Genomic DNA, 26,162 nt, shown 5'->3' with positions numbered 1-26,162 from the left:
GGTGGTTGGTGCGCGCAGAACTGGTGGTGCAAGCACCGAACGGGCCATCAGGAGCCCGGAGGTGGAGAAGGGCGGGGTCGAGGTGGTCGCGGTGCCACGTCGACGGGCCGGTCAGGCCGGCTTCGATGTCGGTGAGCTGCTGCCAGGCCAGCCACAGAGCGTGCAGGCGGGCGACGGCTTCGGAGTGCTCCTTCCACTGTTGGCACCATGGCCGTGAGGTGCTGACCTCGCGGCCGTAGACCGGCATCAGCAGGTGGTGCACCCAGTTGGCCAGCGCGGCGAGTTCCTCTTCGTACGCCTTGCCTTCGAGCGCCAGGATGAAGATCGACGTCGGTATCTCCTGTGGAGTGCCAGGTTCGGCAGACGCGTTCGGACCTGTCGGACCTGGCACGCCGCTCGGGTCGATACCTTCGGACTCGGTGTCCGCCCCAGTGGACGGCTCATCGGTGAGTCGGGCGAGCGTCTCGCCCTGCTTGCGGCTCTCCGACACCAGCCAGGCGACTGTGGACACCAGATCGTCCAGATCGTGGTCCGCCACGCGTATCGGCTCGTTCTCCTGAGCGGGTTCAGCCATCGCTACCCCTTGGCGAGTTCGGGTGTTCGGGGTGGAGATGGTCCGGAGGAATCCGGGTTTGGCCCGGCCGGAGAACGGGTGTAGAAACCGCCGTTCACCTGGGCCGATGGTGCCGACAGGCGCCGAGTTGGGGAGTCAGGAGTCGCAACGCGTGTGCGGCCTGCTGAGGTACAACTCCGTTGCCCAGCGCTGCGAGTTGAGCCGGACGGCCCAGCCCGGGGGTGGCAGTCACCCACCCCTGTGCAAGCCCCTGCATCCACTCCACAAACAGCGGGCTGAGCCGACCCGCTGCGTCGGTGGGGCGGGGTGCCGGACGCGTGGCCCGCTCCCAGCGGGCGATGGCCGCCGCGTACGGTCCCCAGCTCTGGGACCCTCCGGCCCGAACAAGGTGGGCGTCGCTGCCGAACGTGCTCCGTCCCCGTGTGTCGAGCGGGGCTTGGCCGTACGAGTGGAGGGCCTGATCGTGGTGCCCCGCAGGGAAGCCGCAGCCGATGGCAGGGTCAAGTCCCCGTTCCCATGGCGCTGATTCGGAGAGCCCTTCGCCCCGTCGGATGCTTTCGGGGTGGGCAGTAGCCATTCCACCTCGTCGGCCAGGTTCGGGCCGTGGCCGCCGTGTTTCCGCTTCGTTGGGTGCTGACTGCCGCCGTTCGTCGCCAAGTTGCTGGTCGGTGTCTTCAGCAGCGGCGTCTCGCTCGGTGGGCCAGGCGGTGAGGAAGACCCGCTCGCGGCGATGCGGGGCGCCGACGTCGGAGGCGCGAAGCACGCACCAGCGCGCATCGAACCCGAGGTCGGCCAGGGAGCCGAGTACGGCACCGAGTGCTCGCACAGCAGGCTGGCCTGCGGTGTCTCCCAGACACCACGGGCAGGGTTCCACATCGCCAGGGGAACCGGCGGGAGAAGTGAGGAGTCCCCGGACATTCTCGATGACCACCAGACACGGTTTGAGTGCTTCGATGGCGCGGACCACATGGAGCCACAGGCCGGAACGGGTGCCATCGACCAGTCCAGCGCGACGACCGGCGACCGAGACGTCTTTGACAGGGGAAACCCGCCGTCAAGACACACACCGCCGGGACAGTTGCCCAGTTCACGGTCGTGATGTCGCCGAGGTTGGTCACGGCCGGCCAGTGACGGGAGAGGATCCGGGCCGGTCCCGGATCGCTCTCGCAATGCCAGGCGACGGTGCCACCGAGAGCGGACAGGACACCGAGATCCAGACCGCCGTAGCCGGAGCACAGGCTCCCGATCAGAGACGGAGGCAACGCCGTCGACTGCTCAGCGCGCATGGCGTGGCTCCGGGGTAAAAGCGAGCCGCGTTGGCTGTGGAGCAGGGGCCGTTGCCGGGATTCGGTAGATCGAGTTCGCCGGGACAGAGGACCTGCTCAGGGCGGCGAGCATGCGCGGTGGCGTGCCGTCGATACGGTCGGAGGAACGGCGCAAGGACACGAACGTTTCCTGCAGCCTGTCGACGGCGACGTCCAACCCGTCCTGGCTCACGCCGAATGCTGCCCGGCGGGCGTCCTGCAGATCAGGAGTGGGTGGACTTTCCTGGAACCGGCGTAGGAATCCGAGCTGGGCGAACGCTTCCGTGTAGCTCGCCAGGGCATGTCCCGCTGGTTCAGCAGCTTCGGCGTACGCGAGGATCACCGGGCCGAAGTCGAGGCCGGGGTCGGTGTCGGTGGCGCGGAAGAGCACAGCGTCGGACACGTCCTTGACCAGGTTGGTCAACGTGGTCAAGTGGTGGGATGCGGAGGTGAGGTCGGGCAGGGAGCGGGCCGTGTACGAGCCGAGGATCTCGGCACGCAGCCCTTCAAACTCCCTGGCCATGGCGTACAACTCGTCCTTTTCGAGGCGGGCGAGGCCCGGCCCGTGTGGTCGTTCATGACGGACTCCGTCGGCTGTGGCGGGCAGGGTGAGTGCTCTGAGATGAGGTCGGTGCCGGGACGGGCGGGCTATCCGCGATCCGGCTCCGGGCAAGGGCGGCATCGGCACGGTGGGACAGCGGTTGACTTGCGGGGCGGGCGTCGGCGCGGCCGGAGACAGGCTCGGGTGCTTGCGCGATACTCAGGCGGCGACGCACGTCGTCCAGCGGGCCGAGGGCGTGCAGGGCGTAACCGATGAGCTGCCCGGGGGCGAGCGCCTCACGGTTGGCGAGGGCATTGACCTGGTGAGCGGCTGTCGTGGCAGTGCGGACGAGCGAGACGCTGACGATCTGCTCACCGAGGTGCTCGGCGGCACCACCGACCAAGGGATCGCACACCCGCCGGACCTGCTCGGCATCGAGCGTGCCGTCAGTCAGGGCGCCGCGCCGCTGGGCCTCCCACAGCACGGTCAGCTGGTCGATGGGCTCGCCGCGATGGTGTAGCGCCCCGAGCGCGCGGTAGATCTGCTGATGCCCCGGGTCGGTGAAATCGTCGGGCCGGAGCCAGCGCACCAGGCCCAGCAACTGCTCCGAACGGGAGACGAGACAGCCGAGGAGGAACTCCTCATCGGCGAGCATCTGGTCGGTCACCGAGTGGGGGAGACCGGAGTGGGGCGCGTACGCGTCGGGTGGCGGTATCGGACGCGGCTCAGTCCCCCAGAGGCGGGCCAGGTGGACGAGCACGTCGGACAGTACCTGGGCGCGGTGCATTGTCTCGTCGACGGTGCCGCTGCCCAGATCGGCGAGCGCGGCCTGCTGCAGTCGCCCGGCGTGCAGAGCCACGCTGCGGTGGATGGCGCCCTCCAGCACCATCCGGCCGTAGACCACGGCGTGTTTGGGGCGTGGGCACGCGGACACCAGGAGATGCGGATATGCCGCGGTGAGCCCCCGCGTGTGGTTGCCCGCCTGCTGGACGGTGTCAGTGAGCCAGGCCAGCGGAACCGGGCCGTCAGCGTCGGCGGCCACCGCAGGGTGGCCCTCGGCCTGCAGCTTTAGCATGGCCGCGTATAGCGCCGCATGAGCCGGGCGCTCGAAGTGCTCCGGCCGCAGCCAGCCTGAGAGCTTTTCGAGCTGCCCGGGATCCAAGAACACGGCTCCGAGGACTGCCTGCTCGGCATGGACGAGCGGGGTCACAGCCGGGCCCTGCGCGCTTGTTTCCGCCGGGCACGGAGGTCTGCGACGGCCCGGTCGGCAGCGGCCAAGTCGACAGCGAGACAGTCGAGTTCGCCGGTGAAGGCCGGATCGGAGGCGAGGAGCGTGCCGGCAGGGGAAACCAGCCACCAGTTGGTGCCGCGTCGTACGACGGGTGTCCCGGCGAGGCGCTCGGATCGACGGACGGAAGCCCAGGACGGTTCTGGGTGGGGCATGGCGATACCTCAAGGAGGGGGAGCGGGCCGGGTGCGAGGGGGCCTGGAGCACCGGGCTCTGGCCTGCCGGGGACGGATGACCGGCGGGGTCATGCGGCCGGGCCGACGGCGTCGCGGCGTAGAGGCTTGGCGAGCGCGCGCTCGGTGATGGCCGCGGTCTCCTTGGCGGAGGCGGTGCCGAGGCGGTCGGCGCCCGGTTCGCGGTACCAGGGCTTGAGGTCGAGCAAGGCCGGGCGGATGCCAGTGGCCAGCAGCAGCGCGGAGCCCTTGGGCAAGGCACGGATCGCGTCGGCGGGCAGCACGCGCTCCTGGCGCATGGAGACCGACGTCGACTTGCCCGACTCGCTGGTGGACACCGATACCGTGCGGACGTCGTGGTCACCGACGAGCCGGGAGAGCTTGTCGGCGAAGTCGGCGTCGTCGATGCCGGACCCGACGAGTTTGATCGTGGCGGCGGACCAGAGGGCGTCCATGCCGGCCTCGCCCCACACCCGTACGCCCTGGCGGTAGGACTGCAGGATCGTGACCGGGATGACGCCCCGGCTGCCGAGGTGCGAGTACAGGTCCGGAAGGTCGGCGATCTTGCACACGTTGGCGGCCTCGTCGAGGATCGCCAGCAGCGGGGCGTCGAGCCGCCCGCCGTCGCGCTCGGCCTGGATGACGGCCGCGCGCATCACCGCGTCGGCGGCGGCAGCGATGATCGCCGAGGCCGACCCGCCGCCGTCCTTGGACAGTAGGAACAGGGTGTCCTTGCTGGTGGCGAATGCCTCGGGTGTGAACTCCCGTACCTTCGCCAGGCCGTTGGGCGGGGTGACCCAGGCCGCGATCGCGGGGTCGAGGAGGCAGCTCGCGTACTGCCGGGCCGTCTCGAAGATGCCGTCGCGGGTCTCGACGGCACCGGCTACGGTGCCCTGCAACTGGGCGGCGACCGCGTCGAGGCCGGCGTCCTGCAGCAGGTCGATGGGGGTGCGGTCGGCAGGCGAGGCGAGCCAGGCCAGTACGTCGGTGATGGGGCGGCGGTCGCGGGCGGCGGCGAGGAAGAGCGCGGTGAGAGTGTTCGCGGCGGCGGTGGACCAGAAGTCGCCGGCGCTCGACTCATTGACGGATGCGGTCACGAAGTGGCCTGCCAAGCGACGGGCCCCGGTGAGATCGCGGGCGTCGGCGAGGATGTCCCACCACATCTCCTGGGAGGCGTGGGCGATTTGCTGCGGGTCGAACGTCCACACCGTGCCGACCTCGGTGCGAGCGGCGGCCGTCGCGGTGAATGCGTCTCGGGCGGCCTTGTTGCTGGTCAGCAGTACGGGGCCGGGCGCGCGCAGGATCGCGGGAACCGCAAGACCGGACGTCTTCCCGGACCGGGGCGCCATGATTGCGACGATCACGTCCTCCCACGAGGAGCGGACCTCGCGCGCCCCCGACGGCAAGGTGCCGAGCAGGACACCACGGTCGTCCGGTGCGACCTGTTTGGGCTTGGCACCCTGCAGGCTCGGGCGGAGGTCGATCGCCTTGGCGGCGATCTTCTTCGGCAGCAGATCGGCGAGATCCCGCTGGTCAGCCAGCCCGCTTGAGCGGCCGCGAAGCCGCGAACACGCCTTCAGGACAAGCAGCGTGGCGGCCAGGAGCACGAGCGCGGGCAGGACGTAACACCCGACGATCACGGAGGGCCGGGCGAGATGTGGCCAGACCTGATCGGGGTGCAGCAGCGATTCTGTCGGGCGGTATGCGGCCCAGTGGTCGGAGCCGACGACGGCGTTCGCGAGATTGCCGAAGAACCAGGCCAGGTTCCCGCCGCCGATACCGAGCGCCGCGACGGCGATCAGCAGGTACAGGAGGCCGTCGGTGCCGGTGGTGGTCGAGGGCGTGGTGGTGTGTGAAGGAGACAAGGCGCGGTCCCATGACGTGCTGAGGGGCGGAGGGAGAACTGGGGCCGGCGGGCCGTTCTGGTGATCATGAGAGGGACTTCCGCGTGGTTGGGGTGTGCGGTCAGCGGGTGCGGTCGGGCCGCTGCTCGGTCGGGAGGGTGCGTGCAGGAGGGTCCGTTGGGGTCTCTGTTGTCTGGGCGCGCCGCCGTGTGGCGGTGGCGAAGTAGCCCGCCACCTTCTGGTGCCAACTCGGAGCAGGGGAGGGCGGAGTGGGGCCCAGGTCGCGAAGGTCGTCACCGACTCCGTCGAGGTAGTCGCCCAGGGAGCGGATCTTCTCGGCTGCGCTCTCCAGACGCATGGCCACGTGGGCGGCGTCCGTGCTGGGCACCGCGTCAGCCTGCTCGGCTGCGTGGTCGAAGAACTCGCCGAGACGGATCAGCACCCCGTCCTGCGGATCAAGAACGTGCTCGGTCACCTCGGCCGCTGCCGAATACGTCCCGGCTTCGTTGAGCTGGTCGATCAGCGAGAGGATCTGGTGGCCGTAAGTGCGCTGATCTTGCGGATCGGACGGCGTGGTGACGGGGCCGACGAGCAGGTCCTTGCCCAGGTCCACGTCATAGCCGACGGCGGTGAGCATCCGGGCGGCGTGGCTGGCCATCTGATTCTCCCGCTCCTCGCCCATATCCCAGGGAAGGCGGTACCAGAAGGAACGAATGGACTGCTCGTACTGGAAGCCTGCGCGCTTGAGCAGCGTGTGGGCGAGTTCGTCGCCTCCTTCAGCGATGACGTTGCCGGTCGGCTCGCGGGCGATGATGATCTCTGGAGGTGTGGACATGCGGGGCTCCGGTTCAGTTGGTGCCGGCGGTTAGCGCGCGCGAGCCGGCCGTGGCAGCGGTGCGGCAGAGCGGTGTTCGACTGCGGGTGCTGGGAGCCGTGGCGGTGAGGCAACGGCGCGCGCCGGGGACATGGCCGTGGCGGCTTGGGCCCGGGCCGAGGCAGCGGCCGACTGCTCGGTGGGCGAAGCCGCTGTCCGTTTCCACTCACGTCGGTCGAGAAGGTCGTGGGATGCCGACAGATGTGGGCCGGGCTGAAAGTCGTAGGCGGCATCGGAGGTGACGCTGTACTGCGCGGCCCGCAGTGACTGCACCGCCTGCCCGCCGCGCCGTAGCGGATCCCGGTGGGGCTCGGTCAGCGCGTACAGATCGCTGTCGGGCAGGCGCTCGAAGCCGACGCGCCCGAGCATGTGGGCGGCGACAGGGTTGTCGTGGGAGGTCGCCGCTACGACGCCGTAGTGGGCGTGGTGGCCGATGGTGATGTGCGGGTGTGTGTCCGCCACGAAGATGCACCTCGCAGAGGTCGGGGCCGTACAGGGGAGATGAGGGTGCGGGCTGAAGGCGGATTTGGTGGTGCCGGAGGTCTGCGCTAGTCAGCGCGAGCGCGGGGGCGTGTCGCCGCGGAACAGCCGGGTGGCGGCCGGGCGGACCGAGGAAGATTCGAGTGCCGCGTTGATGTGCTGGAGCGCGTGCGGAGACCAGGCGCGTGCCGCTTCGGTCCGCTGCGGTGGGAGCGGCCCCCGGTGCGGTGAAGTCGGTTTCGCCGCCAGCGCCCGTTCAGTCTGGGTGATTTCGGTGAGCGCGTCGGCGTGCTCGAACCAGGTGAGGGCGTAGTGCCAGCCTTCGGCGTTGCGCAGCGCGATGGCTCGCTGCCAGGTCTCCTCGTAGTGGGGGTGCTCGGGAAGCAGGACCTCGGCGACGAACTCCAACTCGCCCTGGACCCGCGTGCCGCCCTTCAGAGCGTCGCGCAGGACCCGGAGCCGATACGCCCAACGTGCGGCCACCCGCTCGTCGGGACCAAGGCGCGGGAGGGACGCCTCGGCGTGCGCGAGTAGCGGAGGGCCTTGGCGGAGATAGGGCTCGAACTGCGCCCACATCTCGGCATCCCGCTGCTGTTGGCGCAGGCCGTAGCGGTCATCGAGTGGCCAGCCCTCCCCGTCGCAGAGGCTGTCCGAGACTGCGTCCCACTCCTCCAGGGTCCGCTCTCCAGCGGCGATGGCTGTGGCCAGTCGAGCGGTGCGGTCCGGGTGCACGGCGCGCTTACGGACCTTCGCGGTGACCGGCGCCGGGCGGCCGAGGTCGACGTCGTCGATGACCACCTGATGGTCGGCGACTTCGGAGTAGAGCTGTTCGAGGGCCTGCTGGACGGCGTCCGACTGCGAGGTGCCCAAGGCGTACTCGTATTCGGGGTGCCCCGTGGAGAACCCGGCGTCGAGGAGCAGATCCTGCGCTTCTTCCTGGTCATCGTCGGACACGCTAGCGGTCACACCCAGGTAGCTATGAGGCCTGAGCGTGATCCAGGCGGGTTCAGTCACGGTGAGTCCCGGCGGCGCGCGCGGCGAGCACCCGGTCGCCCAGGCGGTGAGATTCGTGCAAGGCACCGAAGGGTCCGGTGGCCAGAGGGATGTGCCGGTCGGCGGCGGCCACAGTGGTGGCGTCGAGGTAGAACCGGGCCAAGCGTCCTACGGTGCGGTGCAGGGAGGCGTACGCAGACATGGGGATGCCTTCCGTGGAGGAGTCGTTCGAAGGCGCGGGGCTCGGAGGGCGCGCGGGCCCCTCGCCGGTGGCGCGGATTCGGCGTGTCAGGCCGTCATCCGCACGTCGGTGTCGAAGAGTTCGAGCTCGCGAGGATGAAGCAGATGTTGCGTGATGAAGGAGCGCCCTGCCACCTTCCACAGGCCGCGTCCCTTGGTCAGAGCGGAGACGGCCTGGGTCTCGACGCCGGTCAGGCCCAACAGAGCTGCTGAAGCAGCGAGTTGGTCAGCCTCCTGGCGGTAGATGATGCGAGTGGAGCAGTCGGTGAGCAGGCCCTCGGCCAGGGCGCGCCCCCGGGAGCCGGCGTCGCCCGCGGTCAGCAGGTCGGAGAGGCGGTGGATGATCATCATGTTGGCGATGCCGAGGCCGCGGCTGAGCTTCCACTGGCTCTGCATGCGCTCCAACAGGGCGACGTGCCGCATCACCCGCCACGCCTCGTCGTAGATCACCCAGCGGCGGCCACCGGTGGGGTCGGAGAGCGCGGACTCCATCCAGGCGGAGGCACAGGTCATCGCCAAGACGAGCGCGGTGTCGTCGCCGGCGCCGCCGAGCCGGGACAGGTCGATGGAGAGCATCGGCGCGGCCGGGTCGAAAGCCACGGTGGACGGGGCGTCGAACATGCCGGCCAAGTCACCGTGCACGAGGCGCCGCAGAGCGTGGGCGAGGTCCTCGGCGGCCTGGCCGAGCCGCCCGGAGAGTTCGCCCAGTGCGCCGTCGAGCTGCTCGGGGGAGCCCAGGACGTACGCGATCTGGCCGAGCAGGGGAGTGGCGCCGGTGGTTTCGGCGTGCGTGACGACCTGATCCAGTGCCACGTCGAGGGCCGTGTGCTCCATGGGGTGCAGCTCGCGGCGCAGGACCGTCTTTGCGAGAGAGTCGAGCAGGAGAAGGCGGCGCTTGCGCACCTCGGTGCGCCAGTCGTCCTCGCTCACCCCGGCAGGCCGGGTAGGGGCGTCGAGCGGATTGAGGCGGCCGGGCAGACCGGGCCCGAGCGCGATGGTCTGCCCGCCCAACTCGCGCGCCACGATGGTCCATTCGCCCTTCGGGTCGCACGGCACATAGATGCGGTAGCCGAAGGCGACAGCACGCAGGGCGAGCGACTTGGCGAGGGCGGACTTACCCATGCCGATGACCCCGGCGAGCAGAATGTTGGGGTTGGTGAACCCGTCGAGCCGTCCGTAGAGGGCGAACGGGTCGTAGGTGAAGGCGGCCTCGGCGTGCACGTCCCGGCCGACGTAGATGCCCTGCGCGCCCAGGCCGCCCTCGGCGAGGAACGGGTAGGCGCCGGCCGCGACCGCGGTGGTCATCCGGTGAGGGGGCAGTTTGAGCTTGCCGCCGCGTGCGGAGGCGTCACCGGGACGTCCGGCGGGCGGATAGGTGGCGCGCAGGTCGGGGTCCAGACCGGGCGCAGTAGGCCGGGATTCGGGCCGACCTGCGTGCCTGGCCTTGCCGCGTGCGACGGCGAACTGGTCCCGGGCGGCGCGGGCGCTGCGCCGGTCCGACTTGCGGGGAACGAACAGCGGGCTGGCGCTGGCGCGGTTGGTGCGAGAGGGCATGGCGGTGGTGCTCCAGGGATTCAGTGGCGGGTGAGGCCGGTGAAGGGGTCGCGTAGATCGGCCGGGGTGTGATCCCGACGGACCCGGGCGGCGGTGGCCAAGTGGCGCTGACAGACGGTGAGTTCGGGAGCGCCTTCGGGTAGCCGGGCGCGACACGTCTCCCGAGAGGGGAGGCGGCCGGCGCCGGGACGGGGCGCCGCGTGGAAGGCGGCGTGCAGATGGTCGGCTGCCTGCCACAGCCGGATCCGGCAGGCCCTGAGGTGGTCGCCCTCCGCGCCGGCGACTGGCGCGGTGCGTACGGCGTGCGCGTCGAGCACGTCGTACAGGGCGAGCACGTGGGCGTGCAGGGAGTCCAGTTCGGTCCGTCCGGCTGCGACCTGAGCGACGGGCATGTTGATGGCCCGGTGGAAGTCGAGCGCGGAGGTGGCGAACGGGATGAAGTCCGGAGCCAGTTCGGGCAGGGGCTCGGTCGGCATGGGGTGCCCTTCGGTAGAGCGCGGAAAACGGTGGTGCGGGTGCGCTACGGGCGGGCGAGCGGGAGAGCGGCGTTGGTGAAGGCTTCGGCCTGCTGCCAAGTCAGCGGGCGCAGGTCGATCAGCGCGGCGACGGCGGCCGTCTCGATCGCGGCGCAGGCAGCGTTGAGCTGTTCATCGGTGTCCGCGCTGACGGTGAGCAGCCCGGTGAGGGCGACGTCGGCATGCCCGGCAATCAGCTGGCGTTCGCGCTGCTTGATGTCCGCGTACTCGACCGAGTCCTCCTCGGAATCGACCTGGCCCTTGCGGGCGCGCTCGGCCGCATCCGCGATCACGGTGGCCTTCTTGCGCTGCACATCCTTGAGCGCCGCGTCCAGACCCTTGGGCCCGTACGTCAGAGAGAGGCTGCGGCGCACTCCGGTGGTGAACAGGAGCTGGTGAAGGAAGCCCGGGCTGGTCTCGATACGCGGCCAGTTCTCGATCCAGAACGTGGCGTGGTGGGCCGAGTCCGTCTGGATGCGGTCGGCCTTCTCCACCAGGACGACCGGACCTGCGGCGGCGGGGTCGGCCTGCGGGCGCCCGGAGGAGGACCAACGGTCGAGGGCGGCTGATGCCTTGGGGTCGTACGCGGTGCGGATCACGGCCGCGATCTCGGCTGCCGCTAGCCAGTTGGACGGCATGAGACCGGAGTTGCGGGCGGCCTGGTCGAAGGTGGCGGTGAGCTGGGCCAGGACGGCGAAGGCGCCGGTCAGTCCGCCGCCGGCCTGGTTGATCAGGCGGCGAGCTGCCGGGATGTCGAGCGCGAGGGCGACGTACGCCTCGTGCGGCGCTGCCGCCGGTCCGGCTGCGGCCAGCAGCTCGGAGTAGATCGGCCCGGCCAGCGGGGTGGCCGCGTTGCCGTGCTCGCTCCAGTACCGGTTGAGGGCGTCGCCGGAGTCGGGGACGGTGCGCTCCAGGACCTGGACGCGGGCGATGTGGCCGGTGCGGGCGAGCGCGGCCAGGGTGCGCCCCCAGCCGGAGACGTTGCTGGTCTGTGTTGCCGGGTCGAGCAGAGCGAAGGCTCGCGAGGAGACCTTGACCACGGCGGTGAGGGTGCCGGTGTGCGGGTCGTGCACCGCGCCGAAGCGTCCGCTCGGGGCGGTGGCCACCCGCAGCGAGGCGGCGGTGCCCGGCAGGTGAAGGAGGCCTTCGCGCTGCGGCCGGGTGGAGGGGCGGGCGAGCCAGACGAGCTGGCCTCGGAAGCGGCGCAGCACGTACCGGAGCACGATCGGCGCCCAGTCGGCGAGCGCCCGCCCGCGGTGCCGAATGAAGACCCCGGCCAGTACAAGCGCCCAGAGCGGAAGCAGTTTGAGCGCCCCGATGACGCCGGTGGAGAGCAGCACCGCGAGGAGCAGCAGTCCCGTAGCCGAGACCACGATCAGCTGCGGCGCGGAAAGGCCGAGCAGGACGCCACGACGCGAGCGGTGCGGGAACTTCACGGTCGCGGGACCGTCGGGGTGTGGAGCAGAAGAGTGCATGGCGAAGCCGTCCTTGGAACACGAACTGACGAAGGAAGCCGGGAAGAGGGGCGGGGCGGCCGGGCAAGCTTGGGTCTTGGCCGCCCCGCGACGTGCGGGCTAGCCGTCGGAACCGCCGGGCGGCGTGGGGTAGACCCAGCGCTGCGGCGTGACGGTGCCCTGTGGCGGAGGCCCGCTGCGCCGGGCTGCCGGCGGGTCCTCGTGCAGCACCTGCGGCGGAGCGACGGACGCTCCCTGCGGGGTCGGACGGGAGGCCACCGGAGCTGCATCCGCTTCGCCCTGGCCGGGGCGCTGGATGAGCGGAACCCCGCGGTCGCCGTCGGTGGGAGGCCGGCGGATCAGGGCGCGGCCCTTGTCACCGGTGGCGTTGGGGTCCTCGCCGAAGCGGAAGTGGGTCTGCTTCGGCTTGCCGCCGCCGCTCGAGCCACCGGTCGGGTCGATCCCGGAGGCCACCCCGCCCGAGCCCTGGCCCGGCACCGTGGCCGGGCCCTGCGGAGCGGGCATCCCGGTGCTGGCCTGCATGGCGAGCTGACCCGCCGTCTTCGCCGCACCGGCAGCCACCGCCATGCCCGCGACGCCGGTGCGGTGCAGGTCGTCGTGCCCACCGCCGTCGGCAGCCCAGTGCACGAACTTGTACGTCGCGTACGGGCAGAGCATGACCAGCACCATCACAACCAGGCCCGCCAGCGCGTCGGACAGGGCGCCGAGCCCGTCACTCGCTTCGGTCTTGCCCATGGCCGAGACGCCCAGCAGGAACACGATCGTCATCAGGAGTTTGGAGACGATCAGGGTGCTGGTGGCCTCGATCCAGCCACGTCGCCATCGCCGAGCGACCTCCCACCCGCCGCCCGCCCCGGCGAACACCGCGAGCGAGACGAGGATGAGGATGCCGACCTTGCGGGCGACCATGACGGCCCAGTACAAGAAGGCGCCGACCGCGCAGCCGAGCGCGATGATCGCGGGCACGCCCCAGCCAAGGCCGTACATCGCCCCCAGCTCGTTGACCTTGATGACGCGGCGTACCGCGTCGTCCACCGAACTGTTGGCGGCCTGGAACAGACCGGCGCTGAGCGCATCGAACACGGTGATCGCCACAGTGGTGCAGGCGATGGCGGCGAACGCGAACAGGACACCGATCACCGTCCCGTAGAAGGCCTGGGCGAGCGCCTGCTCGTCACGGCGCCAAGCAGCCCGGGTGAGCTGCAGGCAGAACGTGCCGACGGTCAGCACGAGACCGATGGGCAGCAGCAGCTCGTAGTTGTGGCGGAACCAGTCGGCGTTCAAATCGATGGCCGTGGTCTTGTCGACGGCCTTGGTCGCCAGGTCTGCCGCTGCCTGGGCCATCTCGCCCATCGACTTGGCGATCCAGGCGCCGATGCCGTCGGTGACGGCTTCACCGGTCGCGCCGACGACACCGCCGACGGTGTCGCACACCGTGTTCATCAGCGGAAGGTCACACGCCCCCATGAGGGCACCTCCTTTCGGGAGTTGAGGGCCGCGATCACGGCGAGACGGTCGGCAGGACCCCGACCAGGGCGCAGTCCTGGTGCGGACGGCACTGAACGGCGAGGGTCGTGGAGCGTGACTCGGCTCCGGCGCCTGAGCCCTTCCAGGCGATGGACTGCTTGCCGGAAACCGTGACTGCGTAGACGTACGCCTGCGTGATCGCACCTGGGTCTTGGGCCAGGGCGGTCTTGAACACCTGCGGGAAATGCCCCTCGCCGACCGTGGCCGTGGCGTGCTGGCGGTTGTCGCGCATCCGCGACCACAGCACTCCGCTGGGCACCTGCTCGGTGACCGACTTCCAGTCGCTCACCTTCTTCTCGTCGGTCATCCACCGCCTGAGCCCGGACAGCTGCTCGGCCTGTGAGGACGAGCGGGTGTCATAGCTCCACAGGGCCTTGGTGGCGGCTTTGGCGAAGGCGATCGGATCGCTCGTCTTAAGCGGCGCCGCCACTGCCGGACCGGCACTCGGCGGAGGGGACGGAGAGGTGGCCGTCCCGGTTGAGGACGACCGCTGCGGGGTTGTCTTCTGCGCGGTCGGGGAGTCCGGGCGGGTGACGTACGCGAGCAGGCCGGCAATCGCCAGCAACACCGCGAGCACGACACCGCCGATGGCCGCGCGACGAGGCACCGACGCCGGCCCCCGGAAGAGGCGCTCGCCAGAGGAAGGGAATCGCTTCTTCGGCATCAGTGGACCTGCGTCCCCATCGCCGAGAAGAACGCGACGATCCCGTTCGCCGCGCCCAGCAGCAGGGCGCATCCTGCCGCGACGACCGTGCCCTTCTTGCCATTGGCCTCGGCCTGGTGCCCGCCGCTGTGATGGCCCCAGGCCCACACGATCGCCGAGATCGCGAGCGCGCCGACGACAGCGATGATGCCGAACAGGTTGATGCTGCCCATGACCTTCTTCAGGACATCGAGACCCGGCAGGCCGCCCTCGCTCGGGCTGACACCGGGGTTGTACGCCAGGATCTGGGCGTGCTGGATGAGCTTCACTGGAACTCCAGTTCGGTCTTGGGCGCGCGAAGGCCCGGAAGGAGGTGGAGCGAAAGGGTGAGGAGCGCCGGTCAGACGATCCGGCGGGCGGCCAGCACGTCCGGCCGCCAGTCGGCGAGGGTCGAGATCTTGACCACGTCGCCGGTGTGCGGGGCCTGCAGGACCAGGCCATCGCCAATGAACATCCCGACGTGTTCCGGAACTTCGGCCGTGCCGTTGGTGAAGAGGAGGTCACCCGGCTTGAGGGCGTCGACGCTGACCGCCTTGCCCTCCTTGACCTGCGTGTACGTAGTCCGGGAGAGCGAAATGCCACCGGCCTCGTACGACGCCTGCATCAGGGACGAACAGTCGCAGCGGCCCATCGGATCCTGACCGTGCGGATCGCTGCACTCGCCACCCCACTGGTACGGGGTGCCGAGCTGCCCGAGCCCCCAACGGATCGCGGTCTGAACCGACTTGGGTTCGGTAGCCGGGATCTTGTAGCCCTTCGGGAGGGCGCCGGCGGGGATGGGACCGAACTTCGTCCCGTCCTCCCCAGTACTGCACCCGGCGGACGCCGCCTCCGAGGCGCTGCTCACGGAGTGCTTCTCGCCGGCCTCGTCTGAGCCAGAGACCGACGGAGTCGGCAACGACGAGGCGATGGCCTTCTGGAGGGCCGTTGCGAGTGATCCCCACTTCGCGTACGCCTCGGGAAGGCCACTCTGCTGCACTGCCTGCGCGGCCTGCGTGACGGTCATGGACTGCCACCCGGAGACCTTGAGCAGTGCCTCGTAGAACTTCGTCGAGGCATGAACCGGGTTACGGACCTGGGCTGCCGTCCCCCAACCTTGGCTGGGACGCTGCTGGAACAGGCCGAGCGAATCCCGGTCGCCGTAGTCGAGGTTGCGAAGTCCCGACTCTTGAAGGGCTGTTGCCAGCGCCACTACCTGGCCGCGGGCTGGAACCTTCATGGCGATCCCGGTAGCCAGGATCGTCTTGGCATTCGGTATCTGCTCAGCGGGGTCGTCGAGCCTGGGGAGCGATACCGAGCCTTTCCCATGCCCCTTGAGGATCGACGCGACCTGCTTGGCCACGGCTGCGGAATCCACGGCCTGCGCACCACCTTGCGAACAGGCGGCAGCTTGGGCCGAATCGGAGCCGGCCATCGCCACGGTCAGCGGGGCGATCAGCAGGAGGGGGCCGAGGGCGACAGAGCCGACGATGACCGGGGCTGTCTTCACGGCCGAGGCCCCATCGCCGGATGGTGGGGCGGGGAGGCCGGCCCCGGAGACGGCCGTGCTTGGGCATGCTGCATCAGCAGCTCCTTACTCGTAGGCAGCACGGCGCGGGCGTTCTCGTCGAAAAGGCCACCCGGACCGAGCCGGTCAGGAATACGCAATCCCGTGAGTCGAGATGGGAACCGGAAGGCCGGGATCGGCTAAATCCAGGCCATCCGGATTCCCGTCTGATGCGGAGCGGCAGCCAGCCGCCCTCGTAATCTCACACGCCACACGGAGGAACACTCCCGCCCAATTCACAGACTGATTCGCGGGTGCCGAAACAGCGCCCGTGGACCAGGGCGACACGCAACAGCACAGCTCAACCGGTACGGAACGGAGCCATGCCCGTCGAACATGCCGTGAGAGTAGAGACGAAATCCGGCCGCACCAAACGGCCTCAACGCGAAGATTGGCGTACCGCCTTGCGAAGATCACGGCCATTAGGTCCGGCCGGAATCGATGGCTAACCTCCGGGGCATTGCCCGCCTGGTAGATGCCATTGTCCTTTCAGGCGTGGAGCTCTACGCCGTGCGGAACTTGGCGAATTGCCGGTCACGCGCACGGACCTCCTGCGAAAAGAGAACCGCGCAATGCCGTACACCCTGCACCGAGGCGATGCCCTGGCCGCGCTCGCCGGCATCCCCGACAACAGCGTCGACGCCGTCATCACCGACCCGCCCTACAACAGCGGGGGCCGCACCAGTAGCGAACGTACCGGCCGCAGTGCCCGCGCCAAGTACACCTCCGGCGACGCGGAGCACGACCTCGCCAACTTCCCGGGTGAGAACCGCGACCAGCGGTCCTACGGCTTCTGGCTCAGCCTCCTGTTGACCGAGTCCTACCGGGCCACCGTCGAGTCGGGCACCGTATTGGTCTTCACGGACTGGAGGCAACTGCCCACCACCACAGATGCGTTGCAGGCCGCGGGCTGGACCTGGCGAGGTATCGCCTCCTGGCACAAGCCGGTCTCCCGCCCGCAGAAGGGCCGCCTCAAGCAGTCCTGCGAGTACATCGTCTGGGGCACCAAGGGACCGGTGGACGCCAACCGGAACCCCGTCTACCTGCCGGGCCTCTACACCGCGAGCCAGCCCCGCAAGGACCGCGTCCACATCACCCAGAAGCCCGTCGAAGTCATGCAGGAGCTGGTCAAGATCTGCCCGCCCGGCGGCACCGTCCTCGACCCGTTCACCGGCTCCGGCACCACCGGCGTGGCTGCCCTGCGCGAAGGCCGCCAGTTCATCGGCATCGAGCTGTCCGACCACTATGCCGACATCGCCGAGCAGCGGCTGCACGGAGCCCTCACCCAGGACGACTTCGAACTCGCCGGGCCGGAGAAGTGAGAATGCGCAGAAGACCGCAGGGACGAGGCGTAGGAAGGGCTGTTGCTCCGCCGAGCAGGTGGAGCAACAGCCCTTCCTCGTTTGAGTTACCCGGTCTCGACGCTGCGCTGTATCAGGCCGGCGGCGCGATCGAGGTCTTCGCGGGAGGCGATGCGCACCTCGACGACGTCGCCCTGCAGACCGAGGCTGCCGAGCCCGCGCAGATCGCGGGTGAAGCCGTCGCACAGGTCCACTGCGTCAGGATCGAGACGCAGATTCACCACGAGCACCTTGTTGCGAGGCTGGATGCGCACCGTGGCCACGTTCTTGATACGGCGGTAGGAGAAGTAGTGCAGCTGCGGTTCCCGCTGCACGTCCCGGTGCGACAGCAGCAGCTCGTCGAGATCGGCGTACAGCTCGCGCAGCTCTCTGGGCGACGCGTCGAGATACTGCTGGACCGATTTCGGTGCCGCGGCGCCCGTGCGAGCCGATGACGAGATCTTGCCGCGCGCCGAGGTCCGGGTGCCCCCGGTTGCGCTGACAAGCTGCAGTGCGACGGCATCGCCGAAGACCCGGTAGACCACGAGATCGATCCGGTGCGGGATCGTCTCCACCGCAACCGTTTCGTGGTACGTAAAGGCGCCGGCGACGCACACGATCCGCGGGGCACTCCAGTCGACGTCCCCGGCGACCTCCTCGCCGAGCTTGTCGCGGACCAGGTTCTCGAACTCGTGGTGATGATCCTGGAGCCAGCACAGATACGAGAGTGCCTGGACGATGACCGCCTCGTTCTTGGCCCGCTTGTACTCCACGATGACCGGAGTGCCGTTCTCGTCGAGGCCGAGCGAGTCGATCCGCCCGCCGTGGCGCCCGGTGCGGTACTCGGTTGCCAGGAAACGGATGCCCAGCATCCTCTCCATGTTGGCCTCGATCAGGTGCTGCAGCTCGGCCTCCACACTGACGGCCTCCCCAGGTACCTCCGTGACGTCCCGGCCTCTGACCTTGAAGACCTTCAAGTTGCTCATGTGCCTCTCCACCCCGCACGACCACTGAGAACGAGTAATCGACGACGACATCGATCTATTCCGCAGGCCAGGTCAACTCGCGCCGGGCGCATGGACGGAGGGAGTCCAGGCGTGTTGGAGGAGTCGAGGCGGGTGGGCAGTTGGCTGAGCAGGCTGGATTGCCCTCTTGCGCGCGGAAAGACATTCGGCCGGGGTGGCAAATAGCGCTTGTGAGTTCGTGCGTCTTCGCCAACTCCAGGCCCAAGTGCCATGAGGCGGACAGGTAGGTAAAGAGCGATGCGAGCCAGAGATTGAACGTCCTGTTCGCAACCGTACTTCGTGCCGCTGTCGCCGAGTGCGCCAAAAGGCGGTCCGGCTCGTCGTCGAGTGATGACCCTGAACCTTATGAGCCCTACCTTTTTGCGTGCGCTGCTGTCCCCGATCGCGAGCTGCAAGGCGGTGTGGATGGTCTACCGCAGCAATCGGAACCTCTCCTTCGATGTGGCCTGGCGGCAGGCACGCCTGGCCAGACACCCCGATGAGCTGGTGTATCGCCAGTGGGGGCACGGAGCACCCGATGCCCCCGTACAGCGAACCAACGTAAGAAGAGAGAAGGCGGGAAAGGACAGCGAACCGCGTCCGCCGGAAGGAAACTGATGCCCGCTAGTGCACCTCGTGGCTGAGGTCAAAGAGGCACGATGAAACGTGTGTGACTGGCGGTGCGAATCGGCTTTCGGCCATCTTCGTCAACGCGTGATCTGTGCGGCATTGAACAGGTGAGAATTTCAATCATTGCCGCAACACGTTGTGTACCAGGGGGAGTTCATGACCGATCTCAGTGCTTTATCCGCCGTCCTTGGCGCGGGTCTCCCCGCGACCTTCACCTTTCTCTACCAGCGCCTGGATAACTTGCTCAGTCGCCGTGGCGCACCCGAGACCGAGTTGGACGGCCAGCCCCTCAACGGCGAACTGAGCCTGCCGTTGACGGCGAATGAGGGAGAGCTCACCAGCCGACACGGCGACCTAGAACGGCTGCGCGACATGTTGCACGTCTACCGGCAGAACCCGAGGCTGGTGAGCACCGGCGACGCCGGCCTCCTGCGCCTGCTGGGCGAGCTGCGCGGCAACCTCGAAGACATCTACGGGCAGCGCCTGACGTTCGTGGGCGAGCAAGGGCGGGCACCTTCGGGGGCCCAGTCATGGCAGAAGAGTGAGACCGTCCGCGGCCGCATGACAGGGATCGACACCGAGGCAGGCGACGGCAACATGCGGTCCGTCCAGGACATCACCACGGTCGAGGAGAGCGGAGAGGTCACAGGCATCCGGATCAGGGACAGGAGGAACTTGCCGCCCGACTCCTTTCGCTGATCTGGCGCACCTGTCTGCCGGCCGGCCTAGAGAATGGTTCGTCGAGATGTCCGAGCTCACGTCTGACCAGCACCAGCCACCTAGAGTCGAAAGCGAGGAACCGTCCGCCACCGACAGCGGACTGCCACCTCTGTCCGAGAACGCAGGCGCGCACCCTGCCACGCCGGACGGGCCTGTGGGGACACCGGGCGCAGGTGGCTTGCCTGCGCTCGCTGGGGCGCAGCCTCCTCCGGATTCTGCGCCTGCACGCGCCGAAGAACGCAGTCAACCTGCCGAGTCCTACGAGGCGTGGCGCACCCTTCAGCGCATCGGCACCAACCACGGGCTCGTGATCGGCACCCTCATCCAGCAGAGCATCCGACGACTGCGCGGGACCACACTGACAGAAACCGAAATCAAAGACTGTCTGCGCACCTATGTCGCCAACTCCGATGACGAGACAGCGATCGCGAAGATCCTTAGCCAACGACGCATCGTCGTCCTGACTGGCGAGGACGGCAGCGGTCGCTTCACCACCGCGCTCCGTATGCTGCGTCAGCGGGTGGGCAACGCCATCCGTCAGGTGCGCCGCGAACCTGGAACCCCATTTGACGCCGCCGGGCTGGCCGGGGAGGGCACGGGATGGATCCTGGACCTGCGGGCCGAAGCCCCACACGCCGGCTTCGGTCGGGAACTAGCCGACGACAGCAATGAGTTGCCGGACGGATCTTTCCTCGTCGTGCTGATGAGTGCTGCTGCCTGGACCCAGTGCGGCCGAGGAGCAGCGGACTTGTCCCACGAGATCGTTGGTCCGTCCCCAATCGCGGTCTTGGACAAGCTCCTTGAATCCGCGCCGCTGGCCATTGGACACAGCACATGGACCGGCGACACGGTGATTGCCAAGGGCGTCAAGGGCCAGGTACCGGGCCAGATCGCGAACTGGGCCGACGCTATCGTCACCACCGAGGAACTTGAACGTGACGCGGGGCGCCTCACCCCGACGACCGCTCGCGATCCGCTCTACATCGCCAAACTCATCAGCAGCGTCGTCAAGGTCGCGGAGAACTGGCGCAGCACACTCCTCGACTGGCACCACCGCCATCAGGACAGTGACTACCGCAACTTCCTGTTAGCGGCCGCAGTGCTCGAGGGATCCAGCGCACAGACAATCTATGAAGCCGCTGAAAGCCTGGCCCAGAAGTTCGACGAGGACCCTACCCCGCGCCCCGGCCAGAAGGGCCTTGGCGTCATCGCGCTCACCGACGCCGCGGACGCCGACCTTCTGCCGGACGGCAAAGTCCGCTTCCGGTACCACCACCAGGCCGAAGCGATCGTCGACTACTTTCTCGACGATCGCCCACACCTGCTCAAGCAATTCACCACCTGGACCGCCGCTCAGGTCAGCGCCTTGGAGGACAAGGAGGCGGCCGGTCTCCTTGCGCAGCGCGTCATCCACTGGACCGTTCGCTACACCGCCCGACACCGCACCACGCGGCTGCTGAAGGAACTCGCAGACCAGTGGTCTACGAACCAAGAGCAGGCAGCCTGCGACATGCTCGTCCTGGCAGCCCTCGACGACCACGCCGGAACCCTTGCCCGCAACGCGTACCGCAGATGGGCAAGAGGCGAAGCCGGCACCCTTAGCGACACCTTCACCATCGTCCTCATCCGTGCCTGTCGGCGCCTGATCGACGTGCATCCCACCAGCATGCTCGGCCGCCTCGCCGAACTGGCTACGCTCACAGTGGACGACAATCGGCAGCGTGGTGATGCCGTCACTGAAGCGATCGGTGAGGCCCTGAACACCCTGTGGGATCAGGACACCCAGCGTCCCGCGATCCGAATCCAGCTCAGGCAATGGGCTGCAGACCCGCACAGCCCTCAGGGCGCGGCGGCACAGAACACCTTCGCGCACCTAGCTCAACGTCGGAGTATCACTGGCCCCGCTCTCCTGGCCGACGCGGACCGAGATCGCGCATGGTTGACGGGCATGTGGCGCAATGCGCTGCCCACCATAGGTGAGCCACCGCAGAGTGTGGCCACGGCCTTTGGGTACTGGATGCAGACTGCCCTGGATCAGCCCGACCTCAGAGACGGCATCGAGCAGATCTTCCGCGAGGCAGTACACGCCGGCCACGACCCGTACTACAGCGGCAGCCGTCATGTCGCGATGCAAAAGCTCCTGTTCAGCTGGGCCCCCACGCCTCCGCCCGCACACCAGGTTGGGGAAGCAGTGCACCTGCGCGACCGTTTCCTCGCAGCCCTGCAGGAGCAAGACCCTGCCACGCCACCCGAGCCCCATGCGCCGCAGAATTGACCCCACCGGTTGGCCAGACCCGCGCAGCGGCCACCTTGAGAGCACCGGACGCTCGCTGCCGAGTGACATCCCGGGCTACAGGTTCAATGCAGAGGTACAGGGGCGCTGGGAGGAAACACCCAGCGCCCGGCCGCACAACAACCCCGCCGAGGCGGCCCTCCACTACACGTTGGCGACCGCTCGCGCGATCACCTGTCGGTACGCCCTCAACGACGTTCACGCCGCTCAGGCTCACCTCAACTCTGTGCTGGGTACCGTCTGCGACCTCAAGGATCTTCCCGTCCGGGTGCTGTGGGCCAATATCCGGCTGACCACGACTGACCAGGACCGCGCCGCGGTCAGCGCGTTGCAACAGCGCCTGCACAGCGAAGCCCTGCACGAACAGATCCAGCGCCAACGACTCCAGGCAGCCCGGGACCTCCATGAACAGCTCGTCACCACACCGACTCTGGCCTTGGCCTACTGGCTCACCCAGCGCCCCGACGCCACCAAGGACACCCTTGAGTCCCTAGAAGAACTCACCCGTCAGATCACCGCCCACGCTGCGGACAACGCTTGGGTCCAGGTGTCACATCTCCTTCAGACCTTTGTGAGCGACCTTGCGGCAGACCAGCGCGCGAACCTCGTCCGAAGCCTGGCCCAGATTGTTCTGCGCTACGACCAGCCCCAACTGGCCGAGCAACTGCAGAACATTGCCATCGACCTTGCCTCCGCAAGCGGGCTGGGCAAGGGGCCCGCATAGATGGCGACATGGGCTGACGAGTAGTCAGGAAACTCAGCAAGGGGTCAGCATCGAGACGGCCAGAGCTGATCAAACCTTGCGACACTTGAAGTTGGGGCATCACGCGAGAACGTGGTCTGGCCTGGAATGTTGCTGGCCCAGGCCGTGAGCGTATGCTGCCCGCGTGCCCGTGTAAGAGAACCAGTCGTACCACTCGACGGCGTTCCCGACGGAGGCGGCGAGGAGCTGGCGCAGCGGGCGGGCGGGGCGGGTGGGGGCGGTGATCGTTTCTGTCATGATCCTGACCTGTTCCCAGGAGACCCCCTGCTCACGCGACGGTTGACGGAGATTTCACCGTGCCGTCGATCGAGCAGCACCGCGGCCGCCGACCGAGGCAGTCGTGCGGTGCGGCCGGGGACCCGAACCACCATCACGGGCGCTGAGCCGGCAAAGGACCAGTACGAGCCCGTGTTCTGAACATTGAGCCCCCTCCCCACTTCGGGGCGCGGGCTCGGATCTATCCCGGACAAGGCCGGGTCAGTGAGCAGCGTCTCGACCACACTGGCGCCGCTGCTCAACCACCCGGACGACGACGGCTCCGACCTGCCACCCACTCAATGCGCGGTCACAGTCGAACAGGGGTTGTTGGCCTGCCCTGGTTCTGGCTGGGCGGTCAGGGCAGCGCTCGGCGGGTAGAGGTCCAGGCCAAGAGTTGATCACGGCTGTGTCCAGGCGCCAGGTAACCGATCAAGGTCTCCAGATGGGCCGTCAGGTTCTTGTGCCACCGAAGCATGCGGATCTGCTCGATGGCCAGGCCACGCCATCCGTCGGCGAGGGCGGCAGCCTCTGCGGGCGTGATCGTCAGCGCGTCAAGGGTGTCCACCGCCAGCGCGTCGGGGTTCCAGTCGGGGTCCGTGGCGTCGGGCCCCAGTGAGTCGATCACCCACATCCGGAGCATGAAGTCCTGATGGGCTGCACGCGCCGGGTGTCCCTCGCCGTCGGCGAGCATGAGTCGATCGGCGAGCAACGACAGCTTCGCCCACCGGCGGCGCGCAGCTGGTGGGTGGGCGGAGTCGTAGGCATGCCGAGGCCCGCCCGCCGGGGCCGTCTGTGCCCGTCGGTGGATCTGACCGGTCTTGTGCCCCTCGTGGGCCTTTACCCCGGAGGGTGGGCCTATGTCGCCCGGTGAACTGGTATGCGCATTCTCCGGGATTCAGATTCGGATTCGACTGGCTCCCGCAACTCGGCCTGTACAACTGCATCTCGCCAAGGACGACGGTGCCTGTTCCACCTCATCTATCACCTGCGACCGCTGCGTATGCCAGTGGCGTGAGGCGCTCAACCCGCCCACCCACCAGACGGCAGCTCCGGAACACCCAACTCCCCACGAGCAGCCGCGATAGCAGCATTGCGCGTCCCCGCCAGATACACATGCACGTACTCATCGACCCCATGCCGTGCGGCAACAGCCAGACGGTCCGTGAAGTCATGAACCGCCGACGCCACCCCCTCGCCACACAACAACGACACCTCGACATGCAGAAGCCACAACCGGCTTGTCAGGTCCAACGCCTCCTCGTAGGAGACGTCTTCCTCGGCCTCACGCCGCTCCGCCATCCGCTCAACCTCCTTGGCGTGAGCGAAGAACCGGACCAGCACATCCCGCCGCTCATCGCGAAGCCGGACAGCAGTCGCACGACGCTCCTGCTCGGCAGTCGTCCGGGCACGCCACCGCTCACTCAGGTACGTGCCCACAATCCCGATCCCCGCCCCAGCCACGCCAGCGCCGGCCGCAATGACAGTCACCCAGATAGTCACCACGCCACTGTCCCGCAGCCGCACGCCCGGCACCCCGAGTACCCGAAACTTGGGTGCCACCACTCTCGTGACGTACCGCCCACCAGTACCAGGACCGTATCCAGGAGGCGATCGGGGCGGGCCTGCGGACGCGATCCACCACATCCACCTGTGCCGCACCCCCGCTACGAGGAGGGTCGCGAGATCGCGCTCACCGACCTCGCCGCCGTCAGCAAGCGGCTGGCCGACTCGAACCCGCGCGTCATGTATGGGGCCGGCTACCTGCCCAAGCAGCTCCGCACCTCAACAACCCTGCAGAGGAGAACTGATGTGGCTCGCAGAACCGTCCGTACGAGAGCCAGTACACCGCCGAGCTGAAGCAGTTTCTGGCGGGCATGAGCGAGCAGGCCCAGCAGTACGCGCAGACCCGGCCCAAGAAGCTCGAGGAGGCGCTGCACCAGGTCAGCAACGCCGTCCTCGACGAACTCCGGACCCGAGGCGAGCTGTTGCCGTGACCGCCGCCCACCCGGTCGTCGTCCCGGAACCCGCACCCGAGTCGGTCGAGCCCCGGCAGTGCGACTGGGACGACGACCCCCGCGGCTGCGCCCGAGCCGACGACCGGTATGGGGGCCACCTCTACGACCGAGACGAGGACTGACGGGGTGCGCATCTCGGGTGCAACCAATCCGTCTCACGGATCGTCAACCATCACACCGTCACGCAAGGAGCACCCCGCATGATCAACGTCGAGAAGGTCCCAGCCGACCTCGTCAACCTGACCAAGACCGCCGCGGTCACCCTGCAGAAGCGTGGTCTCGCCGAGCAACGGGCCGCCGTCTACCTCGTCCTCGACCGGTCAGGAAGCATGCGCCGCTACTACAAGGACGGCAGCATGCAGCACCTTGCCGAGCAGGCACTCGGTCTGTCCGCGAACCTCGACGACGACGGCATCGTCCCCACCGTCTTCTTCGACACCGACGCCCACGACCCTGTCGACATCAGCCTCGACAACTACCCGGGCCGGATCAACAAACTTCACGAGCACTACGGTCACATGGGCACCACCAACTACGCCGCCGCCATGGACACGGTCATCAACCACTATCTCGACTCCGCGTCGAAGGATCCGGCGTTCGTCATCTTCCAGACCGACGGCTCACCCGACTCCCGCCGCGCCGCCGAGCAGACCCTGTGCAAGGCCGCCACTCTGCCCATGTTCTGGCAGTTCATCGGTTACGGCGATGACGAGTTCAAATTCCTGCACAAGCTCGACGATCTCGCCGTCCCGAAGAAGCGGATCGTCGACAACGCCGGCTTCTTCCCTGCCGGGAAGGACCCGAAGCTGATCCCCGACGGTGTCCTGTACGACCGGCTCATGGGGGAGTTCCCCGACTGGCTGAGGGCCGCGACCGAGGCCGGAATCGTCATCTGACTGCCGCCGACGCAGTGCCCCGGCCCCGCTCGGTGGTCACGCATCGCACGCAACCGGGGCGCCCGCAGACAGTGCCCAGCACGCTGAACAACCATGAGGGAACCATGAGACGTACCATCCTCGCCGCCGCACTGCTCACCGCGCTCGCCGTCACCGGGTGCAGCAACAACGGCGGCACCGAAGCCACGGCGGACAACAAGCCCAGCCGGAAGCCGGCGGTCAGCCCGTCACCGAAGCAGGACGAAGGGCCCCTCAAGCTTGGGCAAGCCCACCACTGGACCGACAAGGGTCCCAAGGGGGAGGCTGTCTCAGGCACTGTCACGGCGATCGCGTACACACATCCAGACCCGCGGATCGATATGGTGGACGGTGTGTCCGACTACGACAATCCGGTCTGGGTGTCTCTTGAGGTCAAGGGCTGCATCGACAAGGATTCCGCGACGGCCGGGTTCAGCCAGGAGCCGTGGTCGCTCGCGTTCCCTGACGATACCCGGGTCAATGCGCCGCTCATCTCCGGATCGGGCACGGCGAAGCCCGAGTATTCGGTGCAGGGAGCGGTGGTGAAGCCGGGCGGCTGCCTACGCGGAAAGATCACGTTCTCCGTCGAGCATA

At 68.4% G+C, this 26,162-nt stretch carries 25 protein-coding genes and 1 pseudogene; 7 read left to right on the top strand and 19 right to left on the bottom strand.

The window, feature by feature from the left end; genetic code table 11:
* The 16 genes and pseudogenes from GTW43_RS24805 to GTW43_RS24735 form a co-directional block, all read right to left on the bottom strand.
* A partial coding sequence (locus tag GTW43_RS24805) for a DUF4913 domain-containing protein (RefSeq protein WP_161304247.1) occupies window positions 1–574 on the bottom strand: 574 nt, incomplete at its 3' end.
* A gap of 94 nt (window positions 575–668) precedes the next feature.
* Window positions 669–1,553, bottom strand: coding sequence for a DNA cytosine methyltransferase (locus GTW43_RS24800; RefSeq protein WP_272922561.1), 885 nt, complete (start codon window positions 1,551–1,553; stop codon window positions 669–671).
* Between the two features lie 118 nt (window positions 1,554–1,671).
* Window positions 1,672–1,860: pseudogene (locus GTW43_RS38545) on the bottom strand (hypothetical protein); the annotation flags it as partial.
* A complete protein-coding gene (locus GTW43_RS24795) occupies window positions 1,850–2,401 on the bottom strand; it encodes a hypothetical protein (protein ID WP_237536800.1) in 552 nt (183 codons plus the stop codon). The gene GTW43_RS24795 and the pseudogene GTW43_RS38545, both read right to left, overlap by 11 nt.
* Window positions 2,402–2,453: 52 nt before the next feature.
* Window positions 2,454–3,629 (bottom strand): DnaB-like helicase N-terminal domain-containing protein, encoded by a 1,176-nt coding sequence (locus GTW43_RS24790; RefSeq protein WP_161304246.1) that lies wholly within the window; start codon window positions 3,627–3,629, stop codon window positions 2,454–2,456.
* Between the two features lie 322 nt (window positions 3,630–3,951).
* Window positions 3,952–5,745, bottom strand: coding sequence for a type IV secretory system conjugative DNA transfer family protein (locus GTW43_RS24785; RefSeq protein ID WP_161304245.1), 1,794 nt, complete (start codon window positions 5,743–5,745; stop codon window positions 3,952–3,954).
* Window positions 5,746–5,845: 100 nt separating this feature from the next.
* Complete coding sequence (locus GTW43_RS24780; protein WP_161304244.1) at window positions 5,846–6,559, bottom strand: hypothetical protein; 714 nt, start codon at window positions 6,557–6,559, stop codon at window positions 5,846–5,848.
* A 30-nt stretch (window positions 6,560–6,589) separates the two neighbouring features.
* Window positions 6,590–7,060: a hypothetical protein gene (locus tag GTW43_RS24775; RefSeq protein ID WP_161304243.1), complete on the bottom strand. Its 471-nt coding sequence runs from the start codon at window positions 7,058–7,060 to the stop codon at window positions 6,590–6,592.
* A gap of 90 nt (window positions 7,061–7,150) precedes the next feature.
* Complete coding sequence (locus GTW43_RS24770; RefSeq protein WP_161304242.1) at window positions 7,151–8,032, bottom strand: hypothetical protein; 882 nt, start codon at window positions 8,030–8,032, stop codon at window positions 7,151–7,153.
* 327 nt (window positions 8,033–8,359) lie between these two features.
* Complete coding sequence (locus GTW43_RS24765) at window positions 8,360–9,865, bottom strand: ATP-binding protein (RefSeq protein ID WP_161304241.1); 1,506 nt, start codon at window positions 9,863–9,865, stop codon at window positions 8,360–8,362.
* Window positions 9,866–9,885: 20 nt separating this feature from the next.
* Complete coding sequence (locus tag GTW43_RS24760; protein ID WP_161304240.1) at window positions 9,886–10,341, bottom strand: DUF6238 family protein; 456 nt, start codon at window positions 10,339–10,341, stop codon at window positions 9,886–9,888.
* 44 nt (window positions 10,342–10,385) lie between these two features.
* The gene (locus GTW43_RS24755) at window positions 10,386–11,855 is read right to left on the bottom strand and encodes an SCO6880 family protein (RefSeq protein WP_161304239.1); all 1,470 of its coding nucleotides are present in this window, start codon (window positions 11,853–11,855) and stop codon (window positions 10,386–10,388) included.
* Between the two features lie 99 nt (window positions 11,856–11,954).
* Complete coding sequence (locus GTW43_RS24750) at window positions 11,955–13,322, bottom strand: ATP-binding protein (RefSeq protein ID WP_161304238.1); 1,368 nt, start codon at window positions 13,320–13,322, stop codon at window positions 11,955–11,957.
* Window positions 13,323–13,356: 34 nt separating this feature from the next.
* Window positions 13,357–14,046: a hypothetical protein gene (locus GTW43_RS24745; RefSeq protein WP_161304237.1), complete on the bottom strand. Its 690-nt coding sequence runs from the start codon at window positions 14,044–14,046 to the stop codon at window positions 13,357–13,359.
* On the bottom strand, window positions 14,046–14,354 hold the full coding sequence (locus GTW43_RS24740) for a DUF6112 family protein (protein WP_161304236.1): 309 nt from the start codon (window positions 14,352–14,354) through the stop codon (window positions 14,046–14,048). The genes GTW43_RS24745 and GTW43_RS24740 overlap by 1 nt, the downstream gene beginning before the upstream one ends.
* A 71-nt stretch (window positions 14,355–14,425) precedes the next feature.
* Window positions 14,426–15,499, bottom strand: coding sequence for a C40 family peptidase (locus GTW43_RS24735; protein ID WP_161304248.1), 1,074 nt, complete (start codon window positions 15,497–15,499; stop codon window positions 14,426–14,428).
* A 704-nt stretch (window positions 15,500–16,203) separates the two neighbouring features.
* On the opposite strand from GTW43_RS24735, the gene GTW43_RS24730 reads away from it, so the two are divergent.
* Window positions 16,204–16,953: a site-specific DNA-methyltransferase gene (locus tag GTW43_RS24730; protein WP_161304235.1), complete on the top strand. Its 750-nt coding sequence runs from the start codon at window positions 16,204–16,206 to the stop codon at window positions 16,951–16,953.
* An 86-nt stretch (window positions 16,954–17,039) separates the two neighbouring features.
* Here GTW43_RS24730 and GTW43_RS24725 read toward each other — a convergent pair whose 3' ends face one another.
* Window positions 17,040–17,957, bottom strand: a complete 918-nt coding sequence (locus tag GTW43_RS24725; RefSeq protein WP_161304234.1) for an endonuclease NucS domain-containing protein — start codon at window positions 17,955–17,957, stop codon at window positions 17,040–17,042.
* Between the two features lie 804 nt (window positions 17,958–18,761).
* Between GTW43_RS24725 and GTW43_RS24720 the strand changes: the two genes are divergently transcribed.
* The 3 genes from GTW43_RS24720 to GTW43_RS24710 are packed head-to-tail and all read left to right on the top strand — an operon-like array spanning window position 18,762 to window position 22,342.
* Window positions 18,762–19,304 (top strand): hypothetical protein, encoded by a 543-nt coding sequence (locus GTW43_RS24720; RefSeq protein ID WP_161304233.1) that lies wholly within the window; start codon window positions 18,762–18,764, stop codon window positions 19,302–19,304.
* Between the two features lie 46 nt (window positions 19,305–19,350).
* Entirely contained in the window at window positions 19,351–21,600 is a 2,250-nt protein-coding gene (locus GTW43_RS24715; RefSeq protein ID WP_161304232.1) for a hypothetical protein, read from the top strand.
* Window positions 21,584–22,342 carry a hypothetical protein gene (locus tag GTW43_RS24710; RefSeq protein WP_161304231.1) on the top strand — a complete coding sequence of 253 codons (759 nt, stop codon included), beginning with the start codon at window positions 21,584–21,586 and terminating at the stop codon, window positions 22,340–22,342. Before GTW43_RS24715 ends, GTW43_RS24710 begins: the two co-directional genes overlap by 17 nt.
* 652 nt (window positions 22,343–22,994) lie before the next feature.
* Here the strand turns inward: GTW43_RS24710 and GTW43_RS24700 are convergent.
* Together GTW43_RS24700 and GTW43_RS24695 are read right to left on the bottom strand one after the other, a co-directional pair.
* Entirely contained in the window at window positions 22,995–23,330 is a 336-nt protein-coding gene (locus tag GTW43_RS24700; RefSeq protein WP_161304230.1) for a hypothetical protein, read from the bottom strand.
* Between the two features lie 329 nt (window positions 23,331–23,659).
* On the bottom strand, window positions 23,660–24,202 hold the full coding sequence (locus GTW43_RS24695; RefSeq protein ID WP_161304229.1) for a hypothetical protein: 543 nt from the start codon (window positions 24,200–24,202) through the stop codon (window positions 23,660–23,662).
* A gap of 427 nt (window positions 24,203–24,629) precedes the next feature.
* Between GTW43_RS24695 and GTW43_RS24690 the strand changes: the two genes are divergently transcribed.
* From GTW43_RS24690 to GTW43_RS24680, 3 genes are all read left to right on the top strand, one after another.
* Window positions 24,630–24,776 carry a hypothetical protein gene (locus tag GTW43_RS24690; protein WP_161304228.1) on the top strand — a complete coding sequence of 49 codons (147 nt, stop codon included), beginning with the start codon at window positions 24,630–24,632 and terminating at the stop codon, window positions 24,774–24,776.
* 78 nt (window positions 24,777–24,854) lie between these two features.
* Window positions 24,855–25,550, top strand: a complete 696-nt coding sequence (locus GTW43_RS24685; RefSeq protein WP_161304227.1) for a VWA domain-containing protein — start codon at window positions 24,855–24,857, stop codon at window positions 25,548–25,550.
* Window positions 25,551–25,654: 104 nt separating this feature from the next.
* A partial coding sequence (locus GTW43_RS24680; RefSeq protein ID WP_161304226.1) for a hypothetical protein occupies window positions 25,655–26,162 on the top strand: 508 nt, incomplete at its 3' end.

The organism is Streptomyces sp. SID5785 (assembly GCF_009870065.1).
Lineage (GTDB): Bacteria > Actinomycetota > Actinomycetes > Streptomycetales > Streptomycetaceae > Streptomyces.
Note: the sequence above shows the minus strand (reverse complement) of the source record. Positions and strands in the feature narration are given on the sequence as shown.

Excerpts from the sequence above, each read along its gene's own strand:
- GTW43_RS24795 (WP_237536800.1), bottom strand. The coding sequence starts at position 2,401 with ATGGCCAGGGAGTTTGAAGGGCTGCGTGCCGAGATCCTCGGCTCGTAC.
- GTW43_RS24780 (WP_161304244.1), bottom strand. The coding sequence starts at position 6,559 with ATGTCCACACCTCCAGAGATCATCATCGCCCGCGAGCCGACCGGCAAC.
- GTW43_RS24765 (WP_161304241.1), bottom strand. The coding sequence starts at position 9,865 with ATGCCCTCTCGCACCAACCGCGCCAGCGCCAGCCCGCTGTTCGTTCCC.
- GTW43_RS24760 (WP_161304240.1), bottom strand. The coding sequence starts at position 10,341 with ATGCCGACCGAGCCCCTGCCCGAACTGGCTCCGGACTTCATCCCGTTC.
- GTW43_RS24755 (WP_161304239.1), bottom strand. The coding sequence starts at position 11,855 with ATGCACTCTTCTGCTCCACACCCCGACGGTCCCGCGACCGTGAAGTTC.
- GTW43_RS24750 (WP_161304238.1), bottom strand. The coding sequence starts at position 13,322 with ATGGGGGCGTGTGACCTTCCGCTGATGAACACGGTGTGCGACACCGTC.
- GTW43_RS24745 (WP_161304237.1), bottom strand. The coding sequence starts at position 14,046 with ATGCCGAAGAAGCGATTCCCTTCCTCTGGCGAGCGCCTCTTCCGGGGG.
- GTW43_RS24735 (WP_161304248.1), bottom strand. The coding sequence starts at position 15,499 with ATGGCCGGCTCCGATTCGGCCCAAGCTGCCGCCTGTTCGCAAGGTGGT.
- GTW43_RS24730 (WP_161304235.1), top strand. The coding sequence starts at position 16,204 with ATGCCGTACACCCTGCACCGAGGCGATGCCCTGGCCGCGCTCGCCGGC.
- GTW43_RS24725 (WP_161304234.1), bottom strand. The coding sequence starts at position 17,957 with ATGAGCAACTTGAAGGTCTTCAAGGTCAGAGGCCGGGACGTCACGGAG.
- GTW43_RS24720 (WP_161304233.1), top strand. The coding sequence starts at position 18,762 with ATGACCGATCTCAGTGCTTTATCCGCCGTCCTTGGCGCGGGTCTCCCC.
- GTW43_RS24715 (WP_161304232.1), top strand. The coding sequence starts at position 19,351 with ATGTCCGAGCTCACGTCTGACCAGCACCAGCCACCTAGAGTCGAAAGC.
- GTW43_RS24710 (WP_161304231.1), top strand. The coding sequence starts at position 21,584 with ATGCGCCGCAGAATTGACCCCACCGGTTGGCCAGACCCGCGCAGCGGC.
- GTW43_RS24700 (WP_161304230.1), bottom strand. The coding sequence starts at position 23,330 with ATGCTCGCCGACGGCGAGGGACACCCGGCGCGTGCAGCCCATCAGGAC.
- GTW43_RS24685 (WP_161304227.1), top strand. The coding sequence starts at position 24,855 with ATGATCAACGTCGAGAAGGTCCCAGCCGACCTCGTCAACCTGACCAAG.